This window comes from Mucilaginibacter sp. P4_A11 (assembly GCF_056402535.1).
Genome location: NZ_JBFUHE010000005.1, coordinates 332,409 through 349,440 on the forward strand (window position 1 = coordinate 332,409; position 17,032 = coordinate 349,440).

At 40.2% G+C, this 17,032-nt stretch carries 14 protein-coding genes; 5 read left to right on the forward strand and 9 right to left on the reverse strand.

What is annotated here, in order from left to right; genetic code table 11:
- Window positions 1-72: 72 nt before the first annotated feature.
- From AC1DUD_RS12455 to AC1DUD_RS12470, 4 genes are all read right to left on the reverse strand, one after another.
- Complete coding sequence (locus AC1DUD_RS12455; RefSeq protein WP_477375000.1) at window positions 73-3,495, reverse strand: efflux RND transporter permease subunit; 3,423 nt, start codon at window positions 3,493-3,495, stop codon at window positions 73-75.
- A gap of 25 nt (window positions 3,496-3,520) precedes the next feature.
- Window positions 3,521-4,624, reverse strand: a complete 1,104-nt coding sequence (locus AC1DUD_RS12460; RefSeq protein WP_477375001.1) for an efflux RND transporter periplasmic adaptor subunit — start codon at window positions 4,622-4,624, stop codon at window positions 3,521-3,523.
- 36 nt (window positions 4,625-4,660) lie between these two features.
- The gene (locus AC1DUD_RS12465) at window positions 4,661-6,088 is read right to left on the reverse strand and encodes a TolC family protein (protein ID WP_477375002.1); all 1,428 of its coding nucleotides are present in this window, start codon (window positions 6,086-6,088) and stop codon (window positions 4,661-4,663) included.
- An 82-nt stretch (window positions 6,089-6,170) separates the two neighbouring features.
- Complete coding sequence (locus AC1DUD_RS12470; RefSeq protein ID WP_477375003.1) at window positions 6,171-6,782, reverse strand: TetR/AcrR family transcriptional regulator; 612 nt, start codon at window positions 6,780-6,782, stop codon at window positions 6,171-6,173.
- A 206-nt stretch (window positions 6,783-6,988) separates the two neighbouring features.
- Between AC1DUD_RS12470 and purB the strand changes: the two genes are divergently transcribed.
- Together purB and AC1DUD_RS12480 are read left to right on the forward strand one after the other, a co-directional pair.
- Entirely contained in the window at window positions 6,989-8,332 is a 1,344-nt protein-coding gene (gene purB / locus AC1DUD_RS12475; RefSeq protein WP_477375113.1) for an adenylosuccinate lyase, read from the forward strand.
- Window positions 8,333-8,446: 114 nt separating this feature from the next.
- Window positions 8,447-8,998 carry a NifU family protein gene (locus AC1DUD_RS12480; protein WP_477375005.1) on the forward strand — a complete coding sequence of 184 codons (552 nt, stop codon included), beginning with the start codon at window positions 8,447-8,449 and terminating at the stop codon, window positions 8,996-8,998.
- A 101-nt stretch (window positions 8,999-9,099) separates the two neighbouring features.
- On the opposite strand, the gene AC1DUD_RS12485 is transcribed toward AC1DUD_RS12480, so the two are convergent.
- Genes AC1DUD_RS12485 through mtaB form a run of 5 tightly spaced genes read right to left on the reverse strand, consistent with a single transcriptional unit; the run spans window position 9,100 to window position 13,517 of the window.
- Window positions 9,100-9,711, reverse strand: a complete 612-nt coding sequence (locus tag AC1DUD_RS12485) for a class I SAM-dependent methyltransferase (RefSeq protein ID WP_477375006.1) — start codon at window positions 9,709-9,711, stop codon at window positions 9,100-9,102.
- 50 nt (window positions 9,712-9,761) lie between these two features.
- The gene (locus AC1DUD_RS12490; RefSeq protein ID WP_477375007.1) at window positions 9,762-10,553 is read right to left on the reverse strand and encodes an inositol monophosphatase family protein; all 792 of its coding nucleotides are present in this window, start codon (window positions 10,551-10,553) and stop codon (window positions 9,762-9,764) included.
- Complete coding sequence (locus AC1DUD_RS12495) at window positions 10,519-11,007, reverse strand: GtrA family protein (RefSeq protein WP_477375008.1); 489 nt, start codon at window positions 11,005-11,007, stop codon at window positions 10,519-10,521. Before AC1DUD_RS12495 ends, AC1DUD_RS12490 begins: the two co-directional genes overlap by 35 nt.
- Window positions 11,000-12,169, reverse strand: coding sequence for a prolipoprotein diacylglyceryl transferase (locus tag AC1DUD_RS12500; RefSeq protein ID WP_477375009.1), 1,170 nt, complete (start codon window positions 12,167-12,169; stop codon window positions 11,000-11,002). The genes AC1DUD_RS12495 and AC1DUD_RS12500 overlap by 8 nt, the downstream gene beginning before the upstream one ends.
- Before the next feature lie 28 nt (window positions 12,170-12,197).
- Window positions 12,198-13,517, reverse strand: a complete 1,320-nt coding sequence (gene mtaB / locus AC1DUD_RS12505; protein ID WP_477375010.1) for a tRNA (N(6)-L-threonylcarbamoyladenosine(37)-C(2))-methylthiotransferase MtaB — start codon at window positions 13,515-13,517, stop codon at window positions 12,198-12,200.
- Between the two features lie 572 nt (window positions 13,518-14,089).
- Between mtaB and AC1DUD_RS12510 the strand changes: the two genes are divergently transcribed.
- From AC1DUD_RS12510 to AC1DUD_RS12520, 3 genes are all read left to right on the forward strand, one after another.
- The gene (locus AC1DUD_RS12510) at window positions 14,090-14,608 is read left to right on the forward strand and encodes a hypothetical protein (protein WP_477375011.1); all 519 of its coding nucleotides are present in this window, start codon (window positions 14,090-14,092) and stop codon (window positions 14,606-14,608) included.
- Between the two features lie 4 nt (window positions 14,609-14,612).
- Window positions 14,613-15,719 carry a hypothetical protein gene (locus AC1DUD_RS12515; RefSeq protein WP_477375012.1) on the forward strand — a complete coding sequence of 369 codons (1,107 nt, stop codon included), beginning with the start codon at window positions 14,613-14,615 and terminating at the stop codon, window positions 15,717-15,719.
- Window positions 15,720-15,844: 125 nt separating this feature from the next.
- The gene (locus AC1DUD_RS12520; protein WP_477375013.1) at window positions 15,845-17,023 is read left to right on the forward strand and encodes an acyltransferase family protein; all 1,179 of its coding nucleotides are present in this window, start codon (window positions 15,845-15,847) and stop codon (window positions 17,021-17,023) included.
- Window positions 17,024-17,032: the final 9 nt, after the last annotated feature.

Consider the following 17,032-nt stretch of genomic DNA (forward strand, 5'->3'; position numbering starts at 1 on the left):
TTAAAAATCTATAAGTACAAAAACGGCCGTACTTTATGTAGTACGGCCGTTTTTATAAACATTGGTTTTATTTTAAACTGCTTCTGTTTCTAATACCTCAACATGTTTAGGTTCCACCGATTTTTTGCCGAACAACCTTGCTTTAAGATTATAGCGTATCAGGTATAAACATGGTACAAGGATCAATGTAATAATGGTAGCGAAACCTAAACCGAAGATCATTGTCCAGGCCAATGGTCCCCAGAAAGCAACGTTATCACCACCAAAGTGAATATGGGGTTGGAAATGGGTAAACAAGCCTACGAAATCAATATTGAAACCAACTGCCAGCGGTATCAAACCTAAAATGGCTGCAGTTGCGGTTAACAGTACCGGCGTCATACGCGTGTGTCCCGCTTCAACTACGGCATCATGGATGCTAACGCCCTGCTCAAGCAGCATATCGGTAAACTCAACCAGTAAGATCCCGTTACGAACAACCACGCCGGCGAGCGCTATGATACCAATACCAGTCATTACTATAGACATCGTCATGCCAAATATAGTAACGCCCAGCAACACACCAATAATACTAAAGAGGATCTCACTGATAATAATAAGCGTTTTGCCGATAGAGTTAAACTGGATCATTAAAATAACCAGAATAAGCCCGAATGACACACCAAGTGCAGAAAGCAGGAAGGTCATAGCTTCCATCTGGTCTTCCTGACCACCGCCCTGGCGTATGATCACATTATCCGGTTTCTTAAAGTTGTTTATCGCTTTTAAGATATTAGCATTAACCTCATTCGGATTATTTGGTTTAATAACGTTTGAACCAAGCGTTAATACCCTGCGTTGTTGTTTACGCTTGATATTGCTATAAGTATTGGTATAGCGCACATCGGTAAAGGCCGAAATTGGCACCTGGCGGATTGCCCCGCCGGTAGCAAGGTCACGATAAGTGATCTTCATGTTTTTAAGCTCATCAATATTACTGCGCTGGCTTTCCTGCGCCCTTACCATGATCTTGTAATCATCCTCACGGGTATTACGGAAGTCGGCGGCCTTCCAGCCAAATATAGCAGTGAAAAGGTTTTGTGTAACCTGTCCTGATGAAATCCCTTCGCGGTTGGCACGTTCACGGTCAATATCGAAAACGATCTCAGGCTTATCACTTTGAACGTCGGCAATAAGGTTTTCAATACCGGCAATATTTTGTTTTGCCAGATAACTCTTTAATCGGTTACCCGTCGCTACAAGTGTGTCAATGTTATCACCAGCAATTTCGATACTGATATCCTTTTGTACCGGAGGACCGCTGTTTTCCTGCGCCACAGCTATTTTCGCACCAGGAATACCCTGTACTGCTGCGCGGATATTAGCCAATACCTTTTTGGTATCCTTACCATTACGCTTGCCAAATTCAACAAACGCTACGGTAACCTTGCCTTTATTTTCATAATCGCCCTGATCTTCATCTGTAGGGTCGGTTACGCCTTTGGTTACGTTTGAGATTACCGACGATACGATATCCTTGTCCGGTTCAACAACCTGGGCAACGCGCTTTTCTATTTGCCTGGTAACTTCATTAGTATAACCCTGGTCGGTACCTATTGGCAGGGTAATATATACATAGGCAAAGTTAGGGTCGCCCGATGGGAAAAACTCCGGCGTTTTGCCGCGTACAGCCATCAGGAAAATAGCAAAAACGAACAAGGCAACGGTTCCAACCAAAACCGTAACCGGACGGTGTACCGCGCGTTCAAGCCATTTTGCGTACCAGTTTTGAAACTTAGGCCAGGCATTCTTTTGAAACCGGTCTATAATCCGTAACAAAAAGAAGTGATTGATCAGGTATAATACCATGATGAACACCACCAGGTTACCGATACCAACATTCATCAGATAACCGATAACCGCGGCTATCGTCAAAAATATCATAGCCCTTTTTGTTGGCCTGTCGAACTTAGGGTTATCATGTTCGCCATCATGGTGGGGCCTCATAAAATCAACCGCAAATACCGGGTTAAAGATATAAGCAACCACTAATGATGCCAGTAATGTAATGATCAGCGTTATCGGCAGGAAGAACATGAAATGCCCTATCAAACTATTCCAGAATGCCAGAGGTATAAAGGGGGCTAAAGTGGTCATTGTACCTGAAAATACAGGCAGAAACACCTCGCCTGCAGCCATTTTTGCGGCTTCCTTGATAGGGACCTTTCCGTTAGCGAAAATACGATGGGTGTTTTCAATAACCACAATGGCATCATCCACCACAATACCCAGCGCCAGCAGGAACGAGAATAACACGATCATATTTAAGGTGAACCCAATTGCAGGCATCACCAAAAAGGCTATAAAACATGATAATGGCACTGACAATGCCACGAAAATAGCGTTGGTTGTACCCATGAAAAACATCAGGATAACAGTAACCAAAAGGAAACCGATCACGATGGTATTGATCAGGTCATTAAGCGTTGTACGTGTTTTGTCTGATTGATCGCCGGTTACAACAATGTCCAGCCCTTTAGGGAAAACTGTTTTCTGCTTTAATTTGATCAATTCGTTGATCTTATCCGATGCCTCAATCAGGTTCTCTCCTGCCCTTTTACTTACGTTAAGTGTAATTACATTCTTGAAGTTAGGGTTATCATTGGTTTTTAACCTCGCGTAACTTTCCTGTTCCAGGAACGAGTCTTTTACTTCGGCAATATCCCTCAAATAAACAGCCTGCCCTTTAGGGTTACGGATAGCCATGGCGGCTACTTCGTCGGCATTTTTAAAATCCTGCTTAATATCAATGGCCCTGCGCACACCATCGGTTTTTACCGTACCAGCCGAAGAAAGTATATTTTCATTGCCTATAGCGTTGGTGATATCGGTAAAACTGATCTGAGCAGCTGTCATCTTATTCAGGTCAACATTCACCTGGATCTCGGGAGTCAAAGCACCTACTTCATCTACTTTTGAAATTTCACGATAGCCCTCAATCTCATCCTTTAAAATATCAGCATATTCTTTCAGCTTCTTAAGGTCATAATTACCGGAAATGTTAATATACAGAATAGGTAAGTCGGCAACGTTAATGTCCGATATAACCGGCTCCTTCAGGTTATTATCATTTTGAGGCAAATCCTGCTTGGCCTTATCAACGGCATCCTTTACATCAATTTTGGCATCTTTGATCTTCACATCAGCCTGAAATTCGGCGGTGATGATGGATACGTTTTGTACCGAATTTGAAGTAACCTTTTTAAGCCCCTTTAATGATTTAAGCTGCTTTTCTATCTGACGCGTTACCAGGTTTTCAATATTTTGAGGCGACTGCCCGGCATAGGTAGTAGTTATAAAAACCTTCGACTGCGCTATATCCGGGAAATTTTCTTTAGGCAGGTTATTATAGCTAACAAGGCCAAGCGCAGTGATCAAAAACATGAGCACATAAATGGCCGTTTTGTTATCAATGGCCCAGCTTGAAGGGCCAAATTCTTTTTTTACATCTTTCATAATGAACAGATCAATTGATTAATAACTAATTGGCCGACTGAACAACTTTGATCTTATCGCCGTCCTCTATCTCAGTAGCGCCTTCAACAACCAGCTGGTCGCCGGCTTTTAAGCCTGATAATATCTCTGTTTGGCCGCCATATGTAACGCCCGATTTTACATTTACCTGTTTTGCAATCCCATTTTGGTTTACAAAAACATGATCGCCGTTTTCTGATTTCTGTATAGCTTTAACCGGCACTGCTATGGTATTTGTTTTTGAGTAATCGGCTATTTTTAAAATAGCGGTCATATTAGGGCGAAGTGTGTTGCGTACCGGCAGCTTGATCTCCACACCAAAACTGCGTGATGTTGGGTCGATAGCTTTAGCTGCAAAGGTCACCTTGGTAACTAATGAATCCTTAGCATCCGGAATTAATATTTGAACGTTGTTACCCGTGTTTACGCTGCTTGCATATGATTCAGGAACATCGGCTTTAACTTTTAAAATATCGGCATTTACAATACGGATACCTGTTTGGCCCGGCGCAGCAACCTGGCCCAGTTTCAGGTCCATTTGATCGATAGTTCCGTTTATCGGCGAAACGATGCGAAAAAACGCTGATTGTTTTTTTAAAGCATCTAAGGCTTTTTTACTGCTTTGCAAAGCAGTTTGGGCTTGCAAATATTGTACTTCGGTACCAATTTTTTGATCCCACAGGTTTTTCTGGCGATCAAATAACTGTTGGTTTAAGCTTACCTGTGATTCGCTTTGCGCTATGTTTTGCTGCATAACACTGTTATCAAGCTGAACAAGCACTTGTCCTTTACTCACATGCTGACCGGCTTTAACATAAATAGCTGTGATGGTGGCCTGTGTTTGCGGATAAGCAGTAACGTTATCCTGTGCATCTATTTTACCCTGTATTTGTACATAGTTGGTAAAATTGCCTGTTTTCACTTCAGTAACACTAACATCAGTGCTCTTGGCCGAATCGGTAGTGCCTATCTCTGACTGTAGCTTATCAATTTTTGTATTAAGATCTGACTGCTGCTTTTTCAAATCAGCCAGCTCGGCCTTTTTATCTTTAGGTTTACTTGAGCAGGCCGCCAGTAAAACCAGGAATGGTATGTATATAAATTTTTTCATTTTCATTGTTATATAGTGAGTTTAGCGTTGTTGTTATTATTTAATTCGTCCGTAAGCCTGGTCAAGGTCAACCTTGCTAACTAAAGCATCATAAAGGCCCTGAATATATTTGTTATCGGCATCTTCAAGGGCGGTTTGCGCTTGTGTAACCTCAATACTTGAACCAACTCCTTGCTGGTATTTTACTTTTGATACACGAAGTACCTCCTGTGCAAGTGCTTGGTTATTTTTTTGATTATTTAGCGACTGCAAACCGTTAATAAAAGTTATACGCGCCTGACTTGCTTGTAAGCTGAGTTGGTTTTTAAGATTATTGAGATTATTTTTTGATTCTAATAACGTGATCTGCGATTGCCTTACCTGATTTATCCGTTGCCCACCGCTAAAAATTGGGATGTTCAGGCTTAATCCAAAATAGGTTGTCGGATACTTTGTGCTGTAAAGTTTGCTGAAGCTATTATCCTGGTAAGCCAGTGCCGTGCTTCCATTTAACGACAATGACGGAAGAAAAGTTGACTTTTTCCGCTGAAGATCGAGCTCATTTAACTTTACATTGGTTTCTGATAAATTATATTCAATTCTTTTATGATAAAATGATGTATCGGATGTAACGCTGGCATCAGCAATATTGCTATCCAGGTTAATATCTTCCAGTTTATCAGTTAGGCCTAAATTTGCATCAATAGGCATACCCATCTGAAATTTCAGAACCTGGTAATTTAAGACAAGTAGACGCACCACATTTTCACGATTGGTGATCAGGTTATTATACTGAACTGTAATCCGGTCTACGTCAATTTTTTCAACAAAGCCTTGTTTGTTTTGCGCCACTGTCTGATCAACCTGCTGTTTAAGTTGCTCAATATTGGCATCCAGTAATTTCACCTGCCGGTTACTAACCAAAACCTGGTAATAAGCTTTGGTTACGGCTACATTTGCATCTATCTTACTGCGGGTATAACTCCTTTGGGAAAGCTCCTTATAGGTTCTTGATGCCCTTAAACCAACAAGATAACTGCCATCAAAAATGATCTGGTTTAAAGTTAATCCCAGGTTTGAGTTATATTTCTGTGTAAAGTTTACAGCTTGATAGCCACCAGCGCCGTCAGGAATTTGTGTAATGGTTTTTCCTGTTCCGTCCTTAACTTTTTCATCAATTAAAGTTTGATAAACGGCAGGGGTTATAAAATTGGGAAAGAGGATTGTTGGTGTTTTAATATAATCCTGGAAGGTTGCCGAACCGCTTATTTGAGGTAAGCCAATCCCTGTTGTTTCTTTAACTTTATATTCAGCACTTTTAATATCAAGCGCTGCATTTACAACCGTTGTTTGGTGTTCATATGCATAATTGATACAGTCCTGAACCGTAAAACTGTAAGTTTGTGTGTTTGGCGCTGCCTCCTGCGCGTAGCCTTTAAAAGCTAAGGCGCAAAACACAGTTGCCGTAAAAAGTAAATATTTCATTATATATATATTGTGGTTGAGTGATTTATTTAAACTGATACAAATTCATAACAGCTAATGACAACTATATGTCAGCAGCATGTTATTCATTATTAATATTCTTATACTCGTTAAGCAGCTTGTAGCCTTCAAGTGTACAAATGCCATAATTAAAATGATCTAAAAACTGAACTTGTACCTTCCAGGGGCTAAACTCGGTTACCGGGAATATGGATGTATTAAAGCCCAGCTCCACCTGGTTAACCCGCATACGCGCCATTATCTTTACGTCGATATCCTTACGAATGTAACCTTGCCCCATTCCTTTAATTAAAAGTTCTTCCATTTTTTGGATCAACACTTCAGCCTTGAATTTCTGAAAGTCCTCCCAGGCTTCAGAATGATATTTTTGCAGATCGTGAATAACAATCGGGTTGATCCTTGAAAAAATCTCCTCCGAGCATTTGGTCATGTTGATCATCTCTTCAATCACGTTAGCCGATTTGCTGATGATGTCATTCATCTGCTCCTCATCTTCCTTCAGCTTTTTTGCAGTTAAGGCTACAACCAATTCATTCTTATCCTTAAAAAACTGGTAGATGGTTTTTTTTGACATACCAAGATGCCTCGCAATATCATCCATGGTTATACTTTTGATCCCTGCTGTTAAAAACAGGTCCTCGGCTCCTTTTATAATTCTCTCTATTTGACTCATTGACTTTCCGGGTCAAAACTAAGGAAACATTTTTTGAATAAAAAGTTTCCGTTCATTTTTACTTTCTCATTACAAATGCGTGTTCATTTTTAAAATCCATTTAATTATTGCTTGTTATCCTGCGGTTTATTTGCGAAGCTTTTAATCTGCCGATGGCACATCAAAAATGATTACCTTTGCAAAAAATCATTACCACTCTTTTTAATATGACGCTTACTTCACTTTCAGCGATCTCGCCTATTGACGGCCGTTATAGAAACACCTCTGCCGAACTTGCCGGATACTTTTCAGAATATGCACTTATTAAGTATCGCGTATTTGTTGAGATCGAATATTTTATCGCACTTGTTGAATACCCACTACCTCAGTTACAAGCTTTTGATAAAAATATATCAGAAAAGTTACGCGACATTTACAGGAATTTTTCGGAAGATGACGCTGAAAGTATCAAAGTGATTGAAAAAACGACGAATCATGACGTTAAAGCTGTTGAGTATTTCATTAAAAAAGAGTTTGATAAATTAGGACTGGAGCCATACAAAGAGTTTATCCATTTTGGCCTTACCTCGCAGGATATCAACAACACCGCTATCCCCTATACTTTTAAACTGGCACTAAACAATAGCTATTACCCTGCTATTAATGACCTGATTAGCATATTAAAAAGCTTCGCCGCAGATTGGGAGAATATTCCTTTGCTGGCTCATACTCATGGCCAACCAGCTTCGCCAACCCGCTTAGGCAAAGAGATCCTGGTTTTTGTTGAGCGTTTGGAAGCCCAGTTGGAATTGTTAAAACCTATCCCTAATTCGGCTAAGTTTGGCGGCGCTACTGGTAACTTTAATGCCCACTTTATTGCCTACCCAGATAAAGACTGGAAAGCATTTGGCAATCACTTTGTAAATGAGATCCTGGGCTTAAAACGTTCACAGTTCACCACCCAGATTGAACACTACGACAACTTTGCCGCACAATGCGATGCATTAAAGCGCATTAACAATATCCTGATAGATCTTGATCGTGATATGTGGACCTACATATCCATGAACTATTTCAAGCAAAAGATCAAAGCGGGCGAAATTGGCTCATCAGCTATGCCGCATAAAGTTAATCCTATCGATTTTGAAAATTCGGAAGGTAACCTGGGCATAGCCAATGCATTATTTGAACACTTAGCGGCTAAACTGCCAATATCAAGGTTACAGCGCGACTTGACCGACTCTACCGTGTTAAGAAATATCGGTGTTCCGTTTGCACATACGCTTATCGCTATTAAATCAACAGTAAAAGGTTTAAACAAGCTGTTACTAAACACCGATGCCATCAATGCCGATCTGGAAGCCAACTGGCCGGTTGTTGCAGAGGCTATCCAAACTATATTAAGGCGCGAAGGTTATCCTAATCCATATGAAGCACTTAAAGACCTTACCCGTACTAATCAGCAGATCAACGCCAACACAATAGCGGAGTTTGTTGACACGTTAAATGTAAGTGATACTATTAAAGACGAGATCAAAAAGATCACGCCTTTAAACTATACCGGAATTTGATTTGATATTTGCCAGTGTGCAAAAAAATCATCCGCATGTCATAACAAAGTAAGGGGTAGCTTTTAATGAAAAAGGTCACTAAATTTGTTAATTAAGATTTTAAAACACGAAACGATGAACATCAACGTATATACTGAATCAACGCCTAACCCGGCAACTATGAAATTCATAGTTAACAAGCTGCTTATTAACGGCAGTGTTGATTTCCCAACTAAGGAAAGTGCCGAAAAATCACCTTTCGCAAAAGAGCTTTACAAGTTTTCATTTGTGAATGGTGTTTTCTTTGCCAGCAATTTTGTTACTATTACCAAAACTGAAGGCAGTGATTGGGCAGATGTTGAGCCGATAATGAAAGAGTTTGTTAAAGGCGCTATCGAATCAGAATTGAAGATCCAGTTAGAAGAAGAAGCTGAAGTTGGAAACTTTGAAGGTTCTGAAACTGAAGTTAAAATTCAGCAGATCCTGCATGATTACGTTCGCCCGGCTGTTGAGCAGGATGGTGGCGCTATCTCTTACCGCTCATTTAACGAAGGCGTTGTAACTGTAGAGCTTCGCGGTTCATGCAGCGGATGCCCTTCATCAACCGTCACACTTAAAGCCGGTATCGAAAATCTGCTTAAACGTATGGTGCCTGAAGTTACCGAAGTGGTTTCTGAAGCGTTATAATATTGAAGAATTGATGGCGTGATTTTGGGGTTCGAACCCCATCATTTACCCGAGAACCTCTCATGAAAATGAGAGGTTTTTTGTTATCAAAGTAAATGCACTCAAAATGAGTGTACGCCAATATAAAATTGCTTGCCACTTTGCAGCGTGATAATTTTAGACTCTTCTTTCCTGAAATTATTCTTATCCATAACTTCTTCAAAATAGGTGATGTCTATCAATTTCATTATTTCGCTAAGTTGGCCAAGTTTTTTAAACCGTGTAGGAGAAACCGCAGAAATTTTTTCATTGGGCATCTGTAAAACCGTTACTAATCTGCCTTGGCTTTTAAGCCAATTTTTAATATTGAGTATAGTTTTGTTTAAATCGACATATTCAAAAATCAGTGCGGCGTAAATGAAGTCAGAAGATAAACTGTCGGATTTTAAATTCTGAATATCCCCGCAAATAGTATTGAGATGCGGAAAATCTGGGAATCTGCTTCTTAATTCGAGTAAATAATCACAATTGATGTCTATCGCAGTTACGCTATTTATATTATTCTCAATATTTTCCAATCCATTTCCTGTAGTAGCACCAAGAACAATTATATCCTGAGGATCGTATAAATCGAAATAATGTTTGAACGTTGAGTTAAGAAGTTGGAGCTGGCCAACCTCTGACATGTGTTTTTCATATTCTTCAGCAGGAATATCTGTCCAAAGATTTTTCATAATAGTGATAATTTGTAGGAGGTGCAAAAGCGCGTTATAGACTTTAGCTCTTATTTAAAATACTTCCCTATCACCCCAAGCATCTCCCCCGTTATCTTCCCATTAGTCGCCAGCAATTCACGGGTATCCAACACCTCAGAGCCACCTTTAAAGTTCACTACTTCTCCCCCGGCTTGTTTAACAATTACTATACCGGCAGCAACATCCCAGGCATTAAGGTTATACTCGTAAAAAGCATCGAAACGACCACAAGCCGTATAAGCCAGATCAACAGCGGCAGAACCTAAACGACGCAGACCATGACTGCTGCGCATTAGTTCTGTAAATAGTTCGATGTAAGCAGCCTGTTTGGTAAAATCGTAATATGGAAAACCGGTTGCAAGTAAGCTGGTACCAATTGTGCTGTTTTTACTTACGCTGATCTCTTTGCCGTCAAGGTATGCTGGCGCATCCTTCCAGGCGTAAAAGCATTCATCAAGGTTTATTTCGTATACCACGCCGGCTACCAGCTCATCATATTCTTTTAAAGCTATACTTACTGAAAAAGCGGGTACACCATGAATAAAATTGGTAGTACCATCAAGCGGGTCGATGATCCAGTTGTAGCGCTCGCCTATTTTGGTGGTTGTTTTTTCTTCGGTGATGAAACCTGCTTCGGGCAAAATTTTGCTCAGACCTTTTACAATGGTTTCTTCAGCGGTTTTATCAACGTATGATACCATGTCGTTGAGGCCTTTATATTCTATCCTATCAGGGTCAAATGCTTTGCGCTCCTGCCTGATGAAATCACCTGCTTGTTTTGAAACTTCAATTACCTGGTTTATGATGTTCGCTATTTGCATGGTTCCGTTTTAATGATAGGCTAAATGAAAAAACTTTATGAATAAAAAAGCTTGCAAAGAAGAGGCTCAGCGCCGCCGAAACCCGTGCTACAGTAGGATTAAAACTGCAAGCCTGGATCAAAATCTTCACAACTGATAAATTAGCGAAGAAACCGACAACAGCCACGGTCACAAAACGTAAAAACTGCTTACGGGGAGCTGATTTCGATTCGTTGAACACCATATACCGGGTGATTAAAAAATTAACCAGCACGCCCATAAAAAATGACAGTGCCAATGATATGGTATAATTACGAACGGTAAGCCCTAATATGTGGTAAGTATGCTGCGTAAGCAGATTGTGGTAAAAAAGGTAAAATGCAGATACATCCACCAAAAAACCGGCCCCGGCCGAAAGCACAAATCTAAAAACCTGGTTATCTACTAATTTGCCTTTTGATTTGTTATCAGCCATTTGTTTTGCCCAGCGCTTTCTTTTCTTTGTTTAATCCTGTTACAATAAGTGTAATACCACCTAAAACCATGATCACAGAGATCATCTCGGCCTGGGTAAATGGAACACCTGCAACAACGTACTTGGTATTAACCCTGATGAGTTCGATAATGAAACGCTCAACGCCAGCTAATATCATATACACACCAAACAAAACGCCGGGAGCTTTAAAATTGTGCCTTATTTTCCATAAAACAAAGAATAGTAATAAACAAATTACAGACTCATAAAACGAAGTAGGATAAACCGGGTACTGTAGTTCATGGCAAAATTTACCAACACAATTTACCATCTGCACACCTTCGTCATTTACGTTGTGGGGGAATTTAAAGCTCCACATCCAATCGGGTGCCCAGCTTAACCAGTGTGGCTTTGGTGCAAGGTTAACTATACCCCAATCGCCGTCGCCACTCATCTGGCAGCCAATACGCCCCAACGCATAAGCCAGCATCATCCCCGGGCCGCCTACATCAAGCATATCCAGCGGTTTAATGCCGTGTTTGTTCGCAATATAAAGTACGGCTGCACCACCCCCAATGAGGCCACCATAAAAAGTAAATCCGCTGGTACCTATCAGCATGCCAACCGGATCTTTCATGAAATCGCTCCAGTTTTCAAGCCCATTAAAAAGTTTGGCACCTGCAAAACCGAATACCGCCGCCCAAAGCAATATACTGCCTAATAATTCATATGGATGCGCGTCAATATCTTTGGTTACCGGCTTGTCGAGCTTTTGTTTTTGTGCCTCATACCACGCCCAATAAGTAAAAGCTGCTGCTCCAAGTATGCCGCCTATCCAATTACCCCTTAACGATATTAAAAAATCCTGAGGGCTATCTATAAGGCCCTGGTAATTCAGAATGGAATCAACAATTTTATAACCCAAAACGAAGCCGAAAACACTGTTGCTTATAAGCTCAGTATTTGAGGCGGGCAAGCCTATAGTAACCCTCTTTTTAAAAGTATGGATAACGCCTAATGCCTCTTTACGTTTAAATTCCTGACCGAAAGCCCAGTAACCGCCCACAAAAGCTATCGCTACAAAAAAGCCAAAAGTTTGTATAGGCAAAGGAAGATTAAAACCAAAAAGATATTGCAATAACGATGTGAGCGTGGGAAACATAGGTTATATTTTAGGGCGAATATAGAATTTAATGCACTAATATTTCTTCGCCTTCTGTTATTTCAACATCACCATCAGGTGAAATATTTGTTAGATGTACCGTTTTTAATTCGTTAACCAGTACAGGATCGTACTTGGTACGCACCTTCACGTAGTTGCGGGTGAAGCCATGCATAAAGCCATCTTTAATATCACCCTCAAATAAAACTTCCTCATTTTTATTGAGCTGACTTTCGTAAAAAGCACGGCGTTTTTTATCCGAAAGAATATGCAGCATTTTACTCCGCTCCCCGCGTGCCGAACCCGGAACAGCACCAGTCATCTGGGCAGCAAGGGTATTTTCCCTTTCTGAATAGGTAAATACGTGCAGGTAGGATATATTGAGCTCGTTCAGGAAATTATAAGTATCGATAAAATCCTCCCTTGCTTCGCCGGGGAAGCCAACAATAACATCCACACCGATACAGCAATCAGGCATCAGCTCTTTAATTTTGGTAACGCGGTCAACGTAAAGGTCGCGTTTGTAACGGCGGCGCATAAGCCCCAGGATCTTATCCGAACCTGATTGCAGCGGGATATGAAAATGAGGTACAAAACGTTTTGAAGCAGCAACAAAAGCAATAATCTCGTCGGTAAGCAAGTTGGGCTCGATAGATGAGATCCTGAAACGGTCGATTCCTTCTACCTCATCCAGCGCTTTGACCAAATCGAAAAACTTATCCTCGCGTTTGCCGTTATGGATCCCGAAATCGCCAAGGTTTACACCGGTCAAAACAATTTCTTTAACGCCCGACTCGGCAATTTGCCTTGCCTGCTCCACAACGTTTTCAATGTTATCGCTCCTACTTGCGCCACGGGCCAACGGAATAGTACAGAAGGTACAGGAATAATCGCAACCATCCTGCACTTTCAGGAAAGTACGGGTACGGTCGCCAAAAGAATATGCGGGCACAAACTCATTAGCTTCAGACACCGGTTGATTGAGCACCAGCGCCTTAGGCCTTTTTGTTAAGTCGGTAATGTGATCAATGATCTGGAATTTTTCGGCAGCACCAAGCACCATGTCAACACCGGGGATTTCTGCAATCTCCTGTGGTTTTAGCTGCGCATAACAACCTACTATAGTGACGTAAGCATTGGGTGAAATTTTAAGCGCTTCCTTAACTATCTTCTTACACTTTTTATCGGCATTATCAGTTACCGAGCAGGTATTGATTACAAAAACATCCGGTGTTTCGGTGAAATTCACCGTATCATAACCGGCCTGGTTAAACATCCGACCTATAGATGAGGTCTCTGAATAATTCAGCTTGCAGCCTAAAGTGTAAAAAGCGACTTTCTTGTTCATTTCAATCGGCAAAGATAGTGTTTTTTAAAGAAATGCCTATTTCTGTAATTTCATGTCATGGTAAAAGTAATTGTAAAATTGTGGGTGTCTCAAAATCGCCATTCTCAAAAAAAAATCATTCTTTGTTTCCGGCGTTTTTTAAAGTGTTCCATTTTTTGAGAGTGAAACGCGAAACGGTTATTTTATGAAACGCACTGTTAATCAGTACTTTAACATTCTAATTGAAACATTATAAACATCTGACTATCAACCGATAAAACTTCAAGGAGTATACAATCAGCATTTCACGACGCATTCTTATTTCAAGCATTTTTTAATGCTTTTTTAGGTTTTTTTGAAATGCAAACAGTCTTACCAATAAGTGCTGACAAAACAATGCCACCACTATTACTTCATTTTTTCCATAAACCTTCATTTTTATAATGGTAGTATTTTGCCTATTTTCATTGCGGATAAAACGTAGGTCCTAAACCAGCAATATCATGATTGTATACGGTATCAAAGCCAAACTCTTAAAAGCTGAACTAACAAGCGACAATTGCCCAAACTGCAATACGGCCAATAGTATACAAATGAATGTATTTCAACGCTGGGCGCATATTTTCTGGATCCCTTTTTTCCCGATTGGTAAAACCGGCGTTTCGCAATGCCTCAATTGCAAGCAGGTATTAAAACTTAAGGAAATGCCTGCGTCGCTTAAGTTAAGCTATGATAACGTAAAAGCCCAAACCACAATACCCGTATGGACATTTGCCGGCTGCTTTTTGATCATTATCGGTTCTATATTTTTTTATATCAGCGAAAAGCAGAAGGCTAAAAAAGTAAACCAATGGGTTTTATCGCCACAAAAAAACGATATTTTTCATATCAAACTTAAAAACAACCACTATACCTTATACAAAGTAAATAAGGTATCGGGCGATTCCGTTTACCTGGCCCTGAACAAATATGAAGTTGACCGTGAAGACGGACTTGATGACATTGCAGCAAAGGGCGATACCGCTTACGATAGTGCACAGGAAGGCATCGCCAAACCATTCCTTGTAGAAATGGCGAAAGAAGGTGCTATTTTGGATATTGAGCGAAATTAAGCTTATGACTACCACACCCCGCTCCTATTGGTTTACCAAGTTCTTCGAATGCCTGTATCTGCTCATAGCTGTTTATGATTGCTTAATGATGATGTGGGGCCCTTTACTTTACAAGCTGTTTAACTCTTTCGGTGACCTTTCCTTCGCGAGGCTTTTTACCTGGGTCATTATCGGGATGTTCATCTTTTCGGTGGTTTATTCCATTTACTGGAATAAAAAAAGCAAAAAGGAAGGATTCGATTCAGAAATGAGGCACGCGTTTCTGCGTGGCGTTATGCGGTATTTCCTTGCCTATCAAGTGTCGGCTTATGGCTTTGCCAAGATCTTGAAAACACAGTTTGGACATATTTACATGAGAGATAATACTCCTATAGGCAAGTTAAGCGGCTTCGACCTCACCTGGAACTATTTTGGCCACTCCTATACTTTCGCGGTTATACTGGGTTTGCTCCAAATTATCGGCAGTGTTATGCTTTTATTCAGGCGTACTACCTTGCTGGGCACCTGCATATTATTACCCATAATGTTAAACATTGTACTGATCAATGTATTTTATGATATAGCCATAGGGGCATTCATAAACTCAATCATTATAACTACCGGCCTGTTATACCTTTTACTACTACGATGGTCGGATATTAAACCTGTTTTATTTAAAGAAGTAGTAATACCGCCTTTAAGGCTAAGTTTTGCAAAACCGGTTTTAAAACTTTTGGTAATCGGCCTTGCTTTTTATAGCATTTACCGCTATGTAGTAGCAGTACCACCATCATTCTTTACAGGAAAATGGAAAATCAAGGAATTCAAACGAAATGGCAAAGCCATCGGTGAAAACGATTGGATGAATGGCGCCCAAAACTGGTGTTACATATACATTGAAGATGACGGCAGGATCTCATTTTGTGCCAATCCCTACGTTTTTGAGGCAAACCGTGCATGGTTTGGCCGTTATAGTTATAACGCTAAACAAAAAATATTCAATGTACATTTTGATGGCGGCACAAATAATGATACCACAAGGGTAAAGATCAGCAACTACAACGGCAAGCAAATGCAATGGGATACCAAAGTGTATGATGACACCTTAAAGTTTAAATTAGTTAAAGAATAAATAACTGTCAGATTATCATCGTATTCTTGGTCCTGGTCAAAACCAAAGTAAATTAAAAGCAACCGGCTGTTTATTAATTTCGTAATGCCAACATATGCCGATTATTATTAAAAACGGCCGCATACATGTTAATAACAAATCTTTTCCGTGTTAAAAATAATACTGAACGAATTTACGGATTAGATATACTTAGAGCCGTTGCTATACTTTTCGTTTTAAACGTACATAGTGCCTTGTTTTTTAATAAAAACTCATTGACCTACTGGTTATTAACTGCACTCAACCTTGACGGGGTTACTTTATTTTTTGTATTGAGAGGCTTCCTGATCGGAGGTATCCTGATCAGGCAATTCAATAGCCCCAATATCACATTCAATACACTCCTCAATTTTTGGTTGCGCCGGTGGTTTCGCACCTTACCTGCCTATTTTCTTGTATTGATTGTTTTGTTGATTTTAGGTTTCTGTACAAAACAACTACTTGCCGAAACCAGCGTTAAAGGATATTTCTTTTTTCTTGCAAATTTCAACAAGCCCATACCCAATTACCTGTTTCCTGAATCATGGTCGCTGGCAGTTGAAGAGTGGTTTTATATACTTGTGCCCGCTGAAATTTTTATTTCGATAACTGCTTTTAAAATTAACGTGCGCTATGCCATTTTGATTTTGGCCGGCACACTGATATTGAGTGTTACAGCTTTCAGATATTATCGCTTTACCTGCTGGCCGGCACATCTGATAAATGGAGAGGTAATTGATTTGTTTTTCAGAAAGCAGGTAACCACAAGGTTGGATTGTATTATGTACGGAGTACTCGGATCTTATATCGCTTACTATCACGCTGATACCTGGAAACGTTATCCTAATGCGTTATTTATTATAGGTATTTGCTTACTGTACCTGCATTATGTACAATACATTTTCGGCTACTTTGGCTTGCTGTACTCGTGTGTATTTGCCTACAGTATTCCGCCTTTAGGAGTATTGTGTCTTTTGCCCAGGCTTACACTTATCAAAACCGGAAAAGGTATGTTATATAAGTCGATCACACTAATAAGTATAATTTCCTATTCGCTTTATCTACTCAACTACTCCCTTATCAGGACATACCTCATTGAAGATTTCCTAAACCCTTATCTTAGCCATTTTCTTACTGCCAGGGCACTCAAAATAACAGATTACTTAGTCTTCTGGATCTTTACCGCTGCCGGAGGGATATTGCTTTTTAAATATTTTGAACAGCCAATGACGCAATTGAGAGACCAGATTACCTACTCGCGCAAAACCTCAATTGTTAAGAAGTAAATTACCTTA